The sequence below is a fragment of the Pseudomonas sp. HP_12 genome (assembly GCF_055283955.1).
Genome location: NZ_JBTOQG010000061.1, coordinates 185,606 through 200,014, shown reverse-complemented (window position 1 = coordinate 200,014; position 14,409 = coordinate 185,606). Strand labels below are relative to the sequence as shown.

General features: G+C 50.6%; 9 protein-coding genes. 8 read left to right on the top strand and 1 reads right to left on the bottom strand.

Going from position 1 to position 14,409, the window contains the following annotated elements; translation table 11 throughout:
* Positions 1–319: 319 nt before the first annotated feature.
* The 8 genes from ACYASU_RS25910 to ACYASU_RS25875 all read left to right on the top strand — a co-directional run bounded on the left by ACYASU_RS25910 (position 320) and on the right by ACYASU_RS25875 (position 13,692).
* Positions 320–1,729 (top strand): tyrosine-type recombinase/integrase, encoded by a 1,410-nt coding sequence (locus ACYASU_RS25910; protein ID WP_463584521.1) that lies wholly within the window; start codon positions 320–322, stop codon positions 1,727–1,729.
* On the top strand, positions 1,722–4,967 hold the full coding sequence (locus ACYASU_RS25905; protein WP_463584520.1) for a hypothetical protein: 3,246 nt from the start codon (positions 1,722–1,724) through the stop codon (positions 4,965–4,967). The genes ACYASU_RS25910 and ACYASU_RS25905 overlap by 8 nt, the downstream gene beginning before the upstream one ends.
* Positions 4,964–5,626 carry a hypothetical protein gene (locus tag ACYASU_RS25900; RefSeq protein ID WP_463584519.1) on the top strand — a complete coding sequence of 221 codons (663 nt, stop codon included), beginning with the start codon at positions 4,964–4,966 and terminating at the stop codon, positions 5,624–5,626. Before ACYASU_RS25905 ends, ACYASU_RS25900 begins: the two co-directional genes overlap by 4 nt.
* Positions 5,613–6,086 (top strand): hypothetical protein, encoded by a 474-nt coding sequence (locus ACYASU_RS25895; protein WP_463584518.1) that lies wholly within the window; start codon positions 5,613–5,615, stop codon positions 6,084–6,086. Before ACYASU_RS25900 ends, ACYASU_RS25895 begins: the two co-directional genes overlap by 14 nt.
* A complete protein-coding gene (locus ACYASU_RS25890; protein WP_463584517.1) occupies positions 6,083–8,248 on the top strand; it encodes an AAA family ATPase in 2,166 nt (721 codons plus the stop codon). Before ACYASU_RS25895 ends, ACYASU_RS25890 begins: the two co-directional genes overlap by 4 nt.
* A gap of 500 nt (positions 8,249–8,748) precedes the next feature.
* Entirely contained in the window at positions 8,749–10,680 is a 1,932-nt protein-coding gene (locus tag ACYASU_RS25885; RefSeq protein WP_463584516.1) for an ATP-dependent nuclease, read from the top strand.
* Positions 10,677–12,359 (top strand): UvrD-helicase domain-containing protein, encoded by a 1,683-nt coding sequence (locus ACYASU_RS25880; RefSeq protein WP_463584515.1) that lies wholly within the window; start codon positions 10,677–10,679, stop codon positions 12,357–12,359. Before ACYASU_RS25885 ends, ACYASU_RS25880 begins: the two co-directional genes overlap by 4 nt.
* Before the next feature lie 265 nt (positions 12,360–12,624).
* Complete coding sequence (locus ACYASU_RS25875; protein WP_463584514.1) at positions 12,625–13,692, top strand: beta family protein; 1,068 nt, start codon at positions 12,625–12,627, stop codon at positions 13,690–13,692.
* Here ACYASU_RS25875 and ACYASU_RS25870 read toward each other — a convergent pair.
* On the bottom strand, positions 13,689–14,255 hold the full coding sequence (locus ACYASU_RS25870; protein ID WP_463584513.1) for a sce7726 family protein: 567 nt from the start codon (positions 14,253–14,255) through the stop codon (positions 13,689–13,691). The two genes, ACYASU_RS25875 and ACYASU_RS25870, sit on opposite strands and share 4 nt — an antisense overlap.
* Positions 14,256–14,409 lie beyond the last annotated feature (154 nt).

Sequence of the window (14,409 nt, the reverse complement as noted above, 5' to 3'; positions counted from 1 at the left end):
AAAGGGGCAGTGAAAACTGTAGCTGGTACGCATAATCCGTTGGTGCCCGGTTCGACTCCGGGGGGGCCCACCATTTCTAAAGCCAGACCAATAGGTCTGGCTTTTTCGTTGCTGCATTGAGCAGGCATAAGCCGTGGCGAGCTTTCCCCGAGCCTATTACTCCCCCCCGCTCCGATGCGAACTGCCTGATTGATGGTCTTCCCTATAAAGGCGACTTAGCGGTCAGAAACCTAAAAGACGTCTCGTACGAAATTTTTCGTTGACACTTCAACTGCTACACCCAATGCTAAAAAGGGTGTGGTATTTGGAAGTGATGCGAATGAAGAACTTCATGCTGGTTGAGGCCCCTCGTACGAGCAAAGGTAGATACCTCCTGCTTCATCTCGATCCCGGCATACCTGGGCAGGAGTTCGAGCCCTTCTCGCATTACGCAACCTGGCTGGCTGATAGGGGTTATGCCCCCAACACACAAAAGCTCTATGCCGAACACACCGGTCGGTTCATCGACTATGTGTACGAAGCTTCAAGGACAGAGTTTTCTGCAGATGTCGACGTCACGATTCAAAGCATTATCTACAGTTATCAAGCCTATCTGCTGTTTGGAATAGATGCTGGTAATCCCATAGCTAGCAAACTGGCCGGTACCCTGGGGAAAAAAGAGCTCACAAGTCATATCTCCCTCTCTCAGACGATAGAGGCCGCCATAACTTGGTTTCTCCAGGTGCTGGAGAAGAGGAACCTTATTGCTCCCGACCAGCTGTTCAGCTCTTTTTACCTGAATCGTCCTCAATACCGGAGCCAATACGAAATTTCGGCTCAAAAGGCCAACTCTTGGCTAGCTGCCGTTATCCGTGACTCACTCAACTCGGTGCTCCCCAAACGTAGGAAGGACAGGCTTTTTCCTCAGGCAGCACGCAGAGACCGAAAGAACGACAAACAACCCTTCAAGACCACTGCTTATCCGATTGAACGAGCTGTCAGCCTTGTCAGGCAGGCTAAGCCTCGGCGGACTAAGACCTTCTATCGGGACATGTCGCTCTATTCTTTGCTAGCCGCATCCGGCGCTCGCACAAGCGAGGCGCTACAAATGAGGATGTCGGACATCAATAGCGACGAATTCATGGTCTATCTTCGCGACCCTTTCGCTAGGAAGACACCAGGGATCACTGAGGACGAATACGAACTCCTTTCATGGAAAGGCCGAGACACTGAGATTACCTTCTTGATTGAACCTTTCGCCCGCATATTTTGGGATAGCCTAGAGAAATATTTGGCCTTGGAGTACAACTCCAGCGTTGGCCACGACTTCATTTTTCAGAACTTTGACGGCAGACCGTTCTTCGCTAGCGACAGAAGCAGCCGAGACAAGACCTTCAAGAGGTATGCCGAGAAGGCTGGGCTACAGAACGTAGATGGCATTAGCCTCCACTCGCTAAGGCATATGTACGGAACCTACACCCTTAACTACATGCCTGTTCCTGGTCAAAGCATCCCTGGTCTTCCCATTACCTACGTGAAAATTCTAATGGGGCACTCCAGCATTACTTCAACCGAAAAGTACGCCAAGCATGACACTGATATCATCGAGGCCTATCTGCAACACGCTAATCAATATGTAACTCAACGAGGAGAAGACTCTTTCATGACCATCCGCCAGGATTTCCATATCCGGCAGCTTGAGGTATTGCAGGAAGAAGCCAAAAGAATCGAAGGAGCCAAAAATGATTAACCTTACTAAGGACATCTTGATCATCAAGTCTGGAGAGGCTCTGGAGCATTCGATTAAAGAGTCCATAACAAAAGCAAAAGAATGCATTCGGAAAGAACTATTTAACAACGAATACATACCCCCAAGCAAGGTCACAAGCGCCTCTCGCAACCCCTACTACAATGCGTCTATTTTTAGGTGGTTCGACGATCACCTAAGTGACAACAATGCACCTAGCTATAACGAAGCCTGGGTGCGCAACGCTCATACCTGCTCGAAGAAGACGCCAGAGGCAAGCGTAGCTAAAGAAGTGGTTACGAAAAGTGCCGCTGACTGGCTGAATAAATCTTCACTTCAACGACTGACCAGAGACTGCCTTCTGATTCTCCATTTTCTTTGGCAAGAAAAAGCTGTACTCCTGCCAGCTGACATGAAAAAGCCAATAATAGGCGACACTGAAGCAAAAAACTCTAATCATTTTGAGTTTGCGGCTGTCTCCTACACAGAGGTACTTGCCCTAGTAAGCGCGCCATTTGTACATCACATCACCTATAACGACATTCCTGACATCACTACCGTGATGAATCACAGTGCTATAAGAAATTTCGAGTGGTACGCGTGGCGCTTGATCAGATGCACCGACTGGCATCAAATTGAAGATATCAATCCAGAAGATATCTCAAAGACTGTGGAGCATATGCTTCTCGCTAAAAAAGGAAAGGTAGATTGGTATGCCTACCCGATCGCACCGACTGCATTCTGGGCTTATGTCCAACAGCTTTACCCCGAACGTTGCCGTGATGGAGAAATTCATCGACCTATCAAAAATTCTATGCATGCAAACAGAAAATCTCTTGAATCGGGAGAATTTGCATACCCTAGTCAACATAAAAATATCGTAGAAACCTGGCTTAAGTACCAAGGCAAGTTAGTCACACTCCAGAAATCCAGAGGGATGAAGACCTACAGCGAATATGAGAAATGCTTCAGCATTCTCAATACATACTTGTTCAATATCTACCCTGGTGCCACGGGCATGCCCCCCCCATACCCTAAGGAACTGAATCGCAAACACGTCGAAGGCGATGGGTTCGATGGCCTACTGAGCTTTTTAAGGAAAGGGCGCTCGCCCTCCACACTCAAACATACCCTATACAAAATCGACACACTGTTCGGCTATCTTGCGATACACGCCAGCTCAGACCCCGATCTAACTGGCTTCGTCAATCCTATATCTGAAATTGATTACCCCGTAGTCAAAAGAAAGTCTGGCTCAAGCAAGCCAGCTTTTGGCTCCGAACATTTTCCATATCTACTGCAATACTGCTATGCCATCGAATCCTTCGGGACACATCTTGCAGAAAGGGTGCACAGTGAGGAGTTAAATCTTTACGCGCAACAGTATAGAGCGGATATTGACGCTGAATACTGGCACCATAGGCACAAAATCATACAAACAGAAAAATACGGCTATGTGCCAATTGTATTCTATCGCAACCCACTTTTTGATGTATCTCAACCGAAATCTCAATCAAATAATCCCATCAGTTACGAACCACTGCATCTGTTACCTAGATTCACCCTGCCTATAGCAGATCCAGTCCAGAATAAAAATGGCCGGATCATTTCATATCCCCAACTGACCTACATCAGACATAACATTCTTGCTTTGGAAACAGGAATCCGTAGCATACACATTCGTTGGCTGGAGAAGCGCACTTATGACATGCATATTGACCGTTCTAGGCGCCTTCCCCCGCTCTGCAAACTGCGAGTCAACACTGATAAAGCTAACAATGCCTGGGATGCTACGGTATCAAAAGCAGTAATTGATATTCTAGACCGCCAGAAGGAGATGCTAACTTGGTTTGATGATCCCGCCCTGGAACTTGAAACCTGGTATGACCATCATGAAGATAGTCCGTTTGGAAAAATCATTACTATATTTCCTAGGGGAGGCACGCCAGGAGTGCTTAGCCCCGACTCCTACACCAAATACTTCAGAAGACTGATCTATTCATTTGATTTATTTTGTCGGTTCAAGCTGGACATGGACTCAACAAATCCAATGCCAGAAGCTCTTGCCGATTATGAAACACTTGATAGCCCTGCGGACTACTTGTCAGCAATCCGGCTCGAACGGATGGCCTGCAAATTAATCGAGCATACTCCTCACTCCTGTAGAGTTTCAGTGGTATCAGAATACATTCGAATTCTGCCACCCCATATCATCGCGGCATTCATCACCGGACATGCAACTGAACATCACGTCATGTATTACGCCAAAGTTGACCCGGCCTACCTGAAATCCGTCGCCAAGTATCAAAAAATGAGCATTGAGCACGGCTGGCTCTTAGACCGGCCAGCAATGTCTTCCATCAAGGCCGAAGATATTTCATCAAAGCTTCAACAAGCATTTCGCAAAGACATAAACAGCTCCTTAATAGATTTTGGTGCTATTTCCTTTGACCGGGAGCATAACGACGAAGTGCTTTCAGGTATTAGAGCTGCGAGGCAGCGCCCCATAGACTCACTGGCGTTTATGCCCACTCACATCTGCCCTTTCGGCAACCACTGCACAGCTGATGTAATTAGAGATCTAGGTGCTGTACCTGGAATACTCATGCCCTGCGGTGGCTGTTACTATTCTATTAAGACTGTTGACCACTTGCCCAGAATTCACGGCCTAATCCGGGTGCTGACCGCTGAGTGTAGTGAGCTTGAGGCCCATATAGCTGAGGCCAAAAAGAATGGCGCATCACCCGAAAGCCTTGTGCAGAAGGCCAGCCGCCGGAAATTCTTGGCGTCGGAAATTATTTCCTGGAGCGTGACCACACACTGCCTTGAACAGATGCACAACGAAATCAAGACGCGATCTAGCTTCCTTGTAGAAAAGCCTGAAATCGTATCTGAGCACCTAGAACGACTAGAGCTAGAAGACAACACCCTATCTAACCTTATTGCAGGAACTGCAGAGGCCAAGACGCATGCCGAGTTTTTCACGCCACAACTTAAGCGCCAGATCATGGTGGCAAGAAACAAGCTCCTAGCGTACACCGGAGACTTTAACCGGATCTTGCAAGAGGCGCCGACAGGATTCACTTTGATTGACGAATTCAGGGGACTGATTCGATCCACCTGTGAAGTCCTCGGCCTTTCCCTGCATGACCTGAGTGCTGCAATGAGTACACCTATGACTCTTGAGCGCCCTAATTCGATTCTGAAGCTTGTTTCGAACCCAAGGGGTGTCTCAGCATGAGTAAAGGAGCTAAGCCTGGCCAGAATCGCTTTGCGGGCTCTCAAAAGATCAAACAAGACTACAGAATAGCCCGTATCAAGGAGGAAGTTATCCCGAAGCTGAAGGCTTTCGCCGGGAAGACGTCATTCACTGGCGTTACGCCTTTTTCCAAGTTTTGCGCGGAGATCTATAATAACGACCTGCCTATAAACGAAAAAAAGATGGGTTACAGAACGCTCGTACAAAACTCTGACTACTGGGAACTGATAGGGCCTATATATTACAGATATTGGGATCCTACCAGTGACATAGCATCAAAGAAGGACAAACACGTCGGAAAGCTGGCTACGCGGCGGGCAGACCAACTGCAGGCAGAGACAGAAAAGCTAAGAATGGAGAATGATGCACTTCGATCAGCCCTCCGCAATCACGGCGCCTCGCCCGCTACGCTGCCAAACCCTCAGCAGATCAATCAAGGCTTCATATTGAAGTTTGACAAAGTCTGTAGGGCCCTAAAATTGGTGCTGGATGCCAGCGATGGAATGTTCACCATTGATATGAAAGCCAAAAATATTCGTTGCATGTTCAACGATCTCGAACCACTAGAGGGGCTCGTACCAACAGAGCTTGTGGATCCCTTTATTCTCTGGATGAAAGAGAAAGATCATGACGGCCAATGATCAGAAACGCTCCCCTTTTGAGCGATACAGGCTTTATGTTGTCCAACTAGAACAGGCCGGAAAAAAACTTCCTGTTAACCAATTTGGCGATATCAATTTCAGCAAAATCGCCGACGAGTGTGGCAATCGTCGGCAGTGGTTCTCAGAAAGCGCCAAGAAAGTCTTTTCCCAAGACGGCGACACCCTTGAGCAGGTTATCGCAAAAGACATCCGGCGTATTGGCAGTGAGTTTTTCACGCCTAAAGATCCTGAGTCTATCTTGGTAGATATCGCAGATGCAAAGAGCCGAGAAGCCAGCCGTTTACGATCCATGCTGGAGCAAAAATCGAAAGAGAACGAGTTACTACGTGACCAGGTAGAGCGCCTATCTGCTGAAGTGCGCATGCTTCGTTCGACTGCAGCTGAGATAAGTGGTCAGCAGGAACTGATGATCGATTCCGGGCGGTCATTCATTCTATGAGTAACCTATCCAGTGTGATTCAGGTTAGTTCTGTGAAGCTTGGCGGTTTCGGCGGCGCGATTTTCTCTGGCCGTATCATTGGTGAGAATAAAGTCTTCACCTGCAAGGCCAGCTATAAAATCATCACTCGCGCTCCGCAACCAGGTGAGTGCTGGCAAGTCGTAGGATCGATTGTAGGGCATGATCAGTTCAGGGATTTTGTGCTAGTCGAAAGCTGCCACATTGTGAACCTCCCAGTAGCTGCATATGTCGAGCGTCTGCTCATCAAGCATCCCGCATTCCGGGGTCTTGCATTTGGTAAAGCCAAGGTTGCGAAGCTGGTCAGAGAGTTCGGTGCTACGAACCTAGCCCAGACTCTGATTGATAGGAAAGTGAGTCACTTGGCTGAAGTGATCAATCCCGGTCTTGCTCAGCGATTGGTGGATGCTTGGGCAACATTGCACAACGAAATTTCAACCATTGAGTTCCTCATGGAGCACAATTTCGACCCAGGCTTAGCCAAAAGCATTCTCAAGGTCTGCCAAACAGACACAGTTGAACGCTTAAAACGCAATCCGTACAGCCTGGTAGCGTTTAATGGTGTTCATCCGAAACTATGGAAAACTGTAGAAGCTGCAGCATCCAAACTGGGGATAACTGCGAATGATCCACGCAGATTGGCAGGAATGGTCGAGTACCTCTTGTATGTCCGATTGGATCAAGGGCATACCGCATGCTCGGTTGAAGATCTGAAAACTCTGCTGAGACGGGAAATCCGTTCTCCTGAATTAGTTGACCTATCAATAGCGGCTGCTCTCGATAGACGTGCGGTATGTGTCAAGAAGCTCCAAGGCGTACCATTCCTACAGCCTCTGGGCGCGGCGCTTGTTGAAAGTCAACTTGAGCAGCGTGTCGCATCCTTATTGTCTGCTCAGGTGTCTCTTCTCCATGGTTCGCCTCAGGAGTTGGCCGACGCGATTGAGGACTACTGCGCCCGCACGAACACCACCAATAGACACTCGCTCACTCCGGAGCAGAAGGGCGCTGTGTTAATGGCACTCACGAGCCGTATCAGTACTCTTACTGGGTTCGGAGGCACTGGCAAGACCACTGTGTTGAGGGCAATTGTTGATATCGCTTCAGAGTACCGCCCCGTCCACGTCCTTGCGCTGAGCGGCAAGGCTAAGGAGCGAGCAAAGGAAGTTATTGACCGAGACACATACACAATCCATAGCTTCTTGATCAAAATCAGCACTGAGTCATCTGGGCTTAACAGCGGTGGCGACCCGCTTGTGGTCATTGACGAAGCCAGCATGGTCGACGTCGCACTGATGCTCAAGCTTCTGAATGCCTTCGCCAACAAGGAGCTTTCACTTCTCCTCGTAGGCGACACTGGACAGCTGTCCCCAGTCGGGTACGGCATCTTCTTCCACTCCTTGGCCAAATCGAAAGCAATCCCCTCCACGCACCTTACTAAGGTTCATAGGACTGTTGGCGATGGTGAGCTGCAGAAGATCGCAATGGAGGTTCGATCCGGGAGTTTGAGCACCCTTCCCATTTGGAACGGTGAGCGGGATGGCGTATTTATCATCCCCTGCACCACCACAAAAGATTTGCTTGTCCATCTCACCCGGATCAAGCAGCTTATCCCCGACGCTCAGATCTTGACGCCCCATATGTCAGATCGCATGCCGGATTCTGGCCATAAGATCAACAACCATCTACAAAGCGTTCTTCAGCATACAGACGAGACGACAGGCATCAAGATGGGTAACTACTGGCTGCGTGTTAAAGATCCAGTCATCGTCACTCACAACAGCTACGAACATAATCTGTTCAACGGAAATACTGGCGTGATGTCCGGGACGACTACTATCGATGGAGAGAGCGCCGGCATCTTCTCCATCAACGGGTTCGAAGTAGTCCTGACACGGATGGAATTGTTCCTGCTGGGCGTCAAGCTTGCCTACGCAATCTCGATCCACAAAGCGCAAGGCAGCGAGTACCAAACCTCAATCATTTGCTCCCTGAGCGAAAGCGAATTCGTAGAACGCAGCATGATTTACACGGGCATCTCGCGATCCAAGCGTCTGGCCCTGATCCTGGGCACTCAAGCGGTTGTGCAGCAAGGAGTGGCTCGACCGAATCGCAGCGATACCCTGTGCGTCGGGTTTTCGGTTTGAGCCCTACTTCCACCTGCCCCACCTCGGTGCTGATTTGTCAAAAAAAATCACGGAGTTTCTGCCCGGCGAAGCTCGGGTAGAAACCGTTATTTTTATTGACAACACTCCTGCCGAGCGCAGCGACAGCCTAAGCTCTGGAAGTGGTTGGGCTCCGCCTGACCGCTTCCCGAGCCCCTCGGGCGGCGTAGAGTGGGGTCTGGGGCGAAGCACCAGGGTGTTGATACTAAGATTTAAAGCGCAGGGAATAGTTACGCTCTTTTCCAATACGTAACGCCTCAGCGGCCTGGAAGAGCCGACAACGACATTAGCTATCCCTAAACTTTGCAGCTATACGTTTTGTCGTGCCGGCCTATTCCGTGAACTCCGCAGGGCCTGGTGGCTAACGCCTAGTAACCCTAGCGCACCATGAAGTATCTTGTAGCAGCACGGTGCCACCTCCTCACCAAAGCTCTTGCCTGAAAAAGTGGAATATTTGGAGGAGTTGAAAGGAATCTCTTCTCATGAAACTTTGCAAACTGCGGATCAGCGGTTTTCAGTCATTTGGGCCAGACGCAACGGATATCACCTTCGAAGACGTGACCTATTTGCTGGGGCCTAACGGCGCCGGGAAGACGGCGACATTGCAGGCTTTAGCCCGCATGTTCGGCTTCGAGCCGGGCCTGCGACGCCTTCGTCGTTCAGATTTCCACGTGCCCTTGGACGAGCAGGAAGCACCACCTCAGCGCGCGCTCTGGCTTGAAGCTGATTTCACCTTCGACGAAACCCAGAATGATGAAGACGACGATACAGTACCGCCGTTTTTCTCGCAGATGACCTTACAGTCAGCGGATGAAAGCCCGCGTATCAGATTTCGCCTGGAGGGAGTGCTACATCCCGATGGAGATGTTGAAGAGCGCTTACTCTACGTGACACGGATGGATGAGCACGGGCTACCCACGACCGTAAAGCCAGTTGCTAAACGGGAAAGAGACGAGATACACCTGCACTACCTTCCGGCCCGTCGTGACCCAGCCGACCATGTCGCCTACGGTGCTACCGCGCTTTTAGGCCGTCTACTTCGTGCCGTCAATTGGAGCGATGACCGAGACTCGATCAAAGTGTTCACCACGCAAATCACAGAGTGCTTATCAGGAAATGAATCGATCAAGGCACTGAGCACTAGCCTTAGTAGTGCCTGGCAACGGCTTCACCGAGGAAACTTTTTCGCTTCCCCGTCCTTGACCTTTGCGAACTCGGAAATCGAGGCAATCCTGAGGCATCTATCGATTTCCTTCAGCCCCGGCCATGGCGAAACGCAAGTGGACTATGCACGATTGAGCGACGGTCAGAAGTCCATGCTGTACCTCTCGCTGGTGCTGACATCTCTCAGCATAGGTCGAGAGGTAAGATCAGGAGAGAACACTTCGTTCGATCCACTTAAACTAAAACCAGCGGCCTTCACGATCCTGGCTGTCGAAGAGCCCGAAAATAGCCTATCTCCCCATTATCTGGGACGGATTGTAAGCTCGCTCAAATCATCCGTAGGTGTGGATGCTCAAGCATTAATCGCTACACAAGCGCCGTCGATGCTCAGGCGCGTCGAGCCCGAGCACATTCGATACCTGCGTCTGAATGTGAAGCGTGAAACGGATGTGTCGACGATCGTACTGCCAGAGAAACAAAGCGACGCGTACAAGTTTGTACGAGAAGCGGTTCAGGCATTCCCTGAAGTTTATTTCGCACGCTTGGTTGTACTCGGTGAAGGAGACAGCGAAGAAATTGTACTGCCGCGCATTCTTCAAGCCAAGGGTGCACCCGTCGATGAATTTGCCGTTGCCATAGCTCCATTGGGGGGCCGGCACGTCAATCATTTCTGGCGGCTACTGACTGCTCTAGGCACCCCTCATATCACTCTGCTCGACCTCGACGTGGGCCGTCATCAAGGTGGTTGGGGTCGAGTGACTTACGTTCGTGACCAGCTTGATAAGTTCGACCCCGCACGCAGTATCCCTGGTGGCTGGGCACGATACGCTTGGGATGATGCGGAAATACCAGTAAGAACACATCACTGGTTCGAAAATGGGACGGATAACCGTGTCGACCTGTTCGATGAGCTGGAAAAGCGAGATGTTTTTTTCTCAGAGCCTCTGGATCTGGATTTCGCCATGCTCAAATCATTTCCCAATGCATTTGGCGCTACTCCATCTGCACCGACATTACACGACCATGTGGCCGTCCTAGGCAAAAGCCACTTCAACCCTGACCAGTATGGCGATGGAGAACAACAACTCTTTGCTGCCTATCACAAGCTGTTCAAGTTGAGCAGCAAGCCGGCAGCTCACTTGGACGCCTTGGGCAGGCTCACTGACGCGGAGCTATTGGCCTCACTGCCCTCATCTCTAAATCGCTTAGCTGATAGGGTCATAGCCAAGCTGGAGGAGTCGCCCGAATGATCTCGCACGATCAGTGGGCTCCTTCTCCAGGCGTGCGCCTAGAAAAAAATGCATGGAGCGTTGTACGCGATCTTGATCGATCCATTTTACTGACAGCAGGCCCAGGCGCAGGCAAAACTGAGGTGCTTGCCCAACGCGCTGACTACCTTCTGCGCACCAATAGTTGCCGTTATCCGAAGCGAATCCTTGCCGTGTCGTTCAAAACTGATGCTAGTCGGAATTTGAAGGAAAGGATTCAGCTTCGTTGTGGATGGGACTTCACATCTCGTTTTGACAGCGTGACCTTTCACGGTTTCGCTAAACGGATCATCGACAAATTCCTTCCCATTCTTGCGGAAGAGCGCCTGAGCCCGGACTACGCTATTGGCCCCGAGGCCATTCCAGGAAAGCAAATCACCTTCAAGCAGCTCCTCCCTCTCGCCATCAAGATCATTCAACACAGTGAGGTAGCACGAAACACAATCCGCAAGACCTATGCCCATGTGTTTCTCGACGAGTTTCAGGACTGCACCGCTGATCAATACGAGCTCATCAAACTTCTGTTCCTTGGCACAGGGATATGCCTCACGGCGGTCGGGGATCAGAAGCAAATGATCATGGGATGGGCTGGTGCTTTGGAGGGCATATTCAAAACTTATGCAGTTGACTTCAATGCCCTCCCGCTCCACCTGTATGCCAATTTCAGATCAAAGCCCAACCTACTTCGCGTGCAGAACGAAATCATTCGAGAAATCGACCCAATCGCGGTGACTCCAACAGAGCTGATCATAGGCCAAGGGGGCGAGATTTTGGCCGCTAATTTCCCGAACTCAGCGCAAGAAGCAATTGTGTTGGCGGACAACATTCGCAACTGGATTGAGGCAGGGCTCCCACCAAATGAAATAGCAGTGCTCGTACCCCGCCAAGTGGAGGACTACGGTTCCGTGTTGATGGCCGAACTGGGCAGCCGAGGTATCCCCTCCAGGAACGACAGCCAGCTTCAAGACCTTTTAAAAGAACCAGCAGCGCGGCTGGTAATCGACTACCTCACCTGTTTGTATGGAAAGGGTGAGTCAGAGGCTTGGTCACGCCTTATGGATCTGTTCACACCATACGAAGAGGGCAGCCGCGACCACCTTCACAGGTTATTTGAAACTACTTATCGAGCCCATATTCGCCAGGTAAAGGCGGCCAGCAATACAGCCTCTCCCTACGAGGACTGGTGGACACTCACAGGTGGTTTTCTGAAAGACGTAGGCTATCCGATTCTAACCACGTTATCGGGAGACTATGACTCGAAGCCTCGCTTACATGAGGTGGTGCGGGACATCCGAGATCGGATTCGCGCTTTGCTTGCGAGTGAAACCACCATCGGTCGCGCGCTCGCCCGTCTTTCAAATGACCGGGCGGTGCGCTTCCTGACGATGCACAAGAGCAAAGGATTGGAGTTTCATACCGTGATTCTTTTGGGTGTGGAAACCCAAGCATTTTGGGGTAGGCTCGCGGAAGAACGGTGTGTCTATTTCGTGGGGGTATCGCGTGCAAAGGAACGGTTGCTGATCACAACGGCTGAGTACCGGCCAAAACCTAAGGGGGCCTCGGGCCGGTGGGTAGAGTACCGCACACCCCACGGAGAATTCGTTGCCCATGTAACAAGGCATATGACAGGACGACTACCAGGCCATGGGCAGCCGCTCTGATGCGACTCCTAGCTATACACAGAGCACACTTGCAGTGCTCCCCCAGAAAAATAATGCTAAAGCGACTGGCCTAAAGGTAGCTAAGTGCTATCGTTCAGATTCCCACCCGCCGCCTCGCTAGGAGCATGGACAGGGCCCGGTGTCCGTGCAACACCCTCCGATATGTTGAACATGTCGCGGCTTGCACTGAATGCCAGGTCTACGATGCGTCGTGTACCCAGCAGCACGGCTAATTTGTCATTACACACCATGCAAGGAGTGCAAGATGCAGTACGTGGCTTGTTTGCGAGTTGGTCAGAATGACGTTAAAGCCCTGATAAATCTGGAAGCACCAAGGCGGGAGGTTGTAGCGCCTTTGCTAGACATGCGGGGTGATGACGATAGGCACCTGCAAACCTTCCTGACAAATTGGACTGAACATCCCTTTTTTCTGGACGTTTCAAGGGTCACCAAGGACGTCGCTGAGGTCTTCATTACAACCAATGATTTGCACAATACTAATGGTGCTTTTGAAAACAAACGGCGCTTCTTTGCAAATGTGGCAGGCATCAACCAAAACGTTATCCCCGTCATCTCCTGGGTTGATGATGACCCGCAGCGAGCGGTTATCCAAAGCGCACTCGCTCTACAAGGTGACTTTGAGCATATAGCCATCAGAGTTACCTGCCCAGAAAATGCTACCGCCACATCGTGGAGTAGATTGTTGTCCATCTTGGATGCCCTTGAGAGCCCCGAGGACGCGACAGTGATCTTAGACTTTGGCGCCACCAGTCCGGCAAATACTGCATCAGGATCAGATTTCAATTTATCGCTGAGGCAACTCAATAGCTATCAAATACGAAACCTGGTTTTGGTTAGCACCTCTTTCCCTATCGACAAGCCGGCATCAAACAGCTCGCGCTCCTCTGCTTGCTATGACGTAGCGTGGCAATCAAGGATTGATATCAACGGGATAGAATCACACATAATCTACGGCGACTACGCGGCGACAAACCCAACTGCCCCAATGGAATATGTACCCGGCATGCCTGTGCTTCCTTTTGGCTGTTATTACACACCAACAGAGTGGTGGCAACGGCGAAAAGGAGCGAACAAAGAGTTCGTGAAATATGTGGAAATTGCTCAGGAAATCAGAAACCTGCCTGGTTACCACGGTGATGAGTTTTGCTGGGCCACTCGTGAGTACAGCAGGATCGTCGCCACATCGACAAACTACGGTAATAACGGGACGTGGAACGGGTACAGGATCAACCAGCATATCTGCGCGATGATTCAGTCCATCGTAGATGCTGATAATGATTTCGATGACCTCGACGCTGACGACTTGCTCTAGCGGTAACGTTGTTTCAGGCACGCAAGTACATGTGACCTGATCTCGTTAATAGGGAGGGCGTCGCTGATCTGGCGACGCACTTCCTTTATGAGGTCGCGCCCCTTTGTTGCCACACCATGCTTGTTGGCAAGCGCATCCAATTCATTACGCCACAAAAAGCCCGTAAGGTGAAACTTGTCCTGGAGCTTGTTGGGCTTGGCTTTTCGGATCATCGCCATACCCGAGTAATCATCAACGACGAGAACCCCTACATGGGAAAGGCAAGACTCCAGTGCCTTCACTAGGTGCTTTGAGTGGCAGCACAGCCAGACCTCGTCAAAGCACCTCATGTAGGCCTCTTGCTGGCCCTCCCAGCGTGACAAAGTGTCTGCGTGGGATTTGATCTCGAAAGCGGTGAGCTTTCCATTTGCATGAACGAGATCGGCGCGTCTGGCCTTATCAATGAAGCATAGTTCCTCGATGAAGACGTCACTCTCCTCATGGGGCATCGCTTTCGCGACCCATTGCTTGAGGATTGGGCGGATTTCGGTCGGATTCAGCATGTGCGGATTATAGACAGACAATACCGGGTTCTCACGCTAAAAAAGCTGCTGATCGTCGCTTACGCCCCTGGGGCACTCATCAAGCTTATCTGACAAAGCAACGCGCCGGAGGGTTGCACTGCTGCTTATGAGGCCCGCAGATTTTTTGTTGGCTTTGACAGGGCTTTACGGGGAA

What these genes read in the sequence shown, in the direction of transcription:
- ACYASU_RS25900 (WP_463584519.1), top strand. Translation starts at nt 4,964, where the DNA reads ATGAGTAAAGGAGCTAAGCCTGGCCAGAATCGCTTTGCGGGCTCTCAA.
- ACYASU_RS25885 (WP_463584516.1), top strand. Translation starts at nt 8,749, where the DNA reads ATGAAACTTTGCAAACTGCGGATCAGCGGTTTTCAGTCATTTGGGCCA.
- ACYASU_RS25905 (WP_463584520.1), top strand. Translation starts at nt 1,722, where the DNA reads ATGATTAACCTTACTAAGGACATCTTGATCATCAAGTCTGGAGAGGCT.
- ACYASU_RS25880 (WP_463584515.1), top strand. Translation starts at nt 10,677, where the DNA reads ATGATCTCGCACGATCAGTGGGCTCCTTCTCCAGGCGTGCGCCTAGAA.
- ACYASU_RS25895 (WP_463584518.1), top strand. Translation starts at nt 5,613, where the DNA reads ATGACGGCCAATGATCAGAAACGCTCCCCTTTTGAGCGATACAGGCTT.
- ACYASU_RS25875 (WP_463584514.1), top strand. Translation starts at nt 12,625, where the DNA reads ATGCAGTACGTGGCTTGTTTGCGAGTTGGTCAGAATGACGTTAAAGCC.
- ACYASU_RS25890 (WP_463584517.1), top strand. Translation starts at nt 6,083, where the DNA reads ATGAGTAACCTATCCAGTGTGATTCAGGTTAGTTCTGTGAAGCTTGGC.
- ACYASU_RS25910 (WP_463584521.1), top strand. Translation starts at nt 320, where the DNA reads ATGAAGAACTTCATGCTGGTTGAGGCCCCTCGTACGAGCAAAGGTAGA.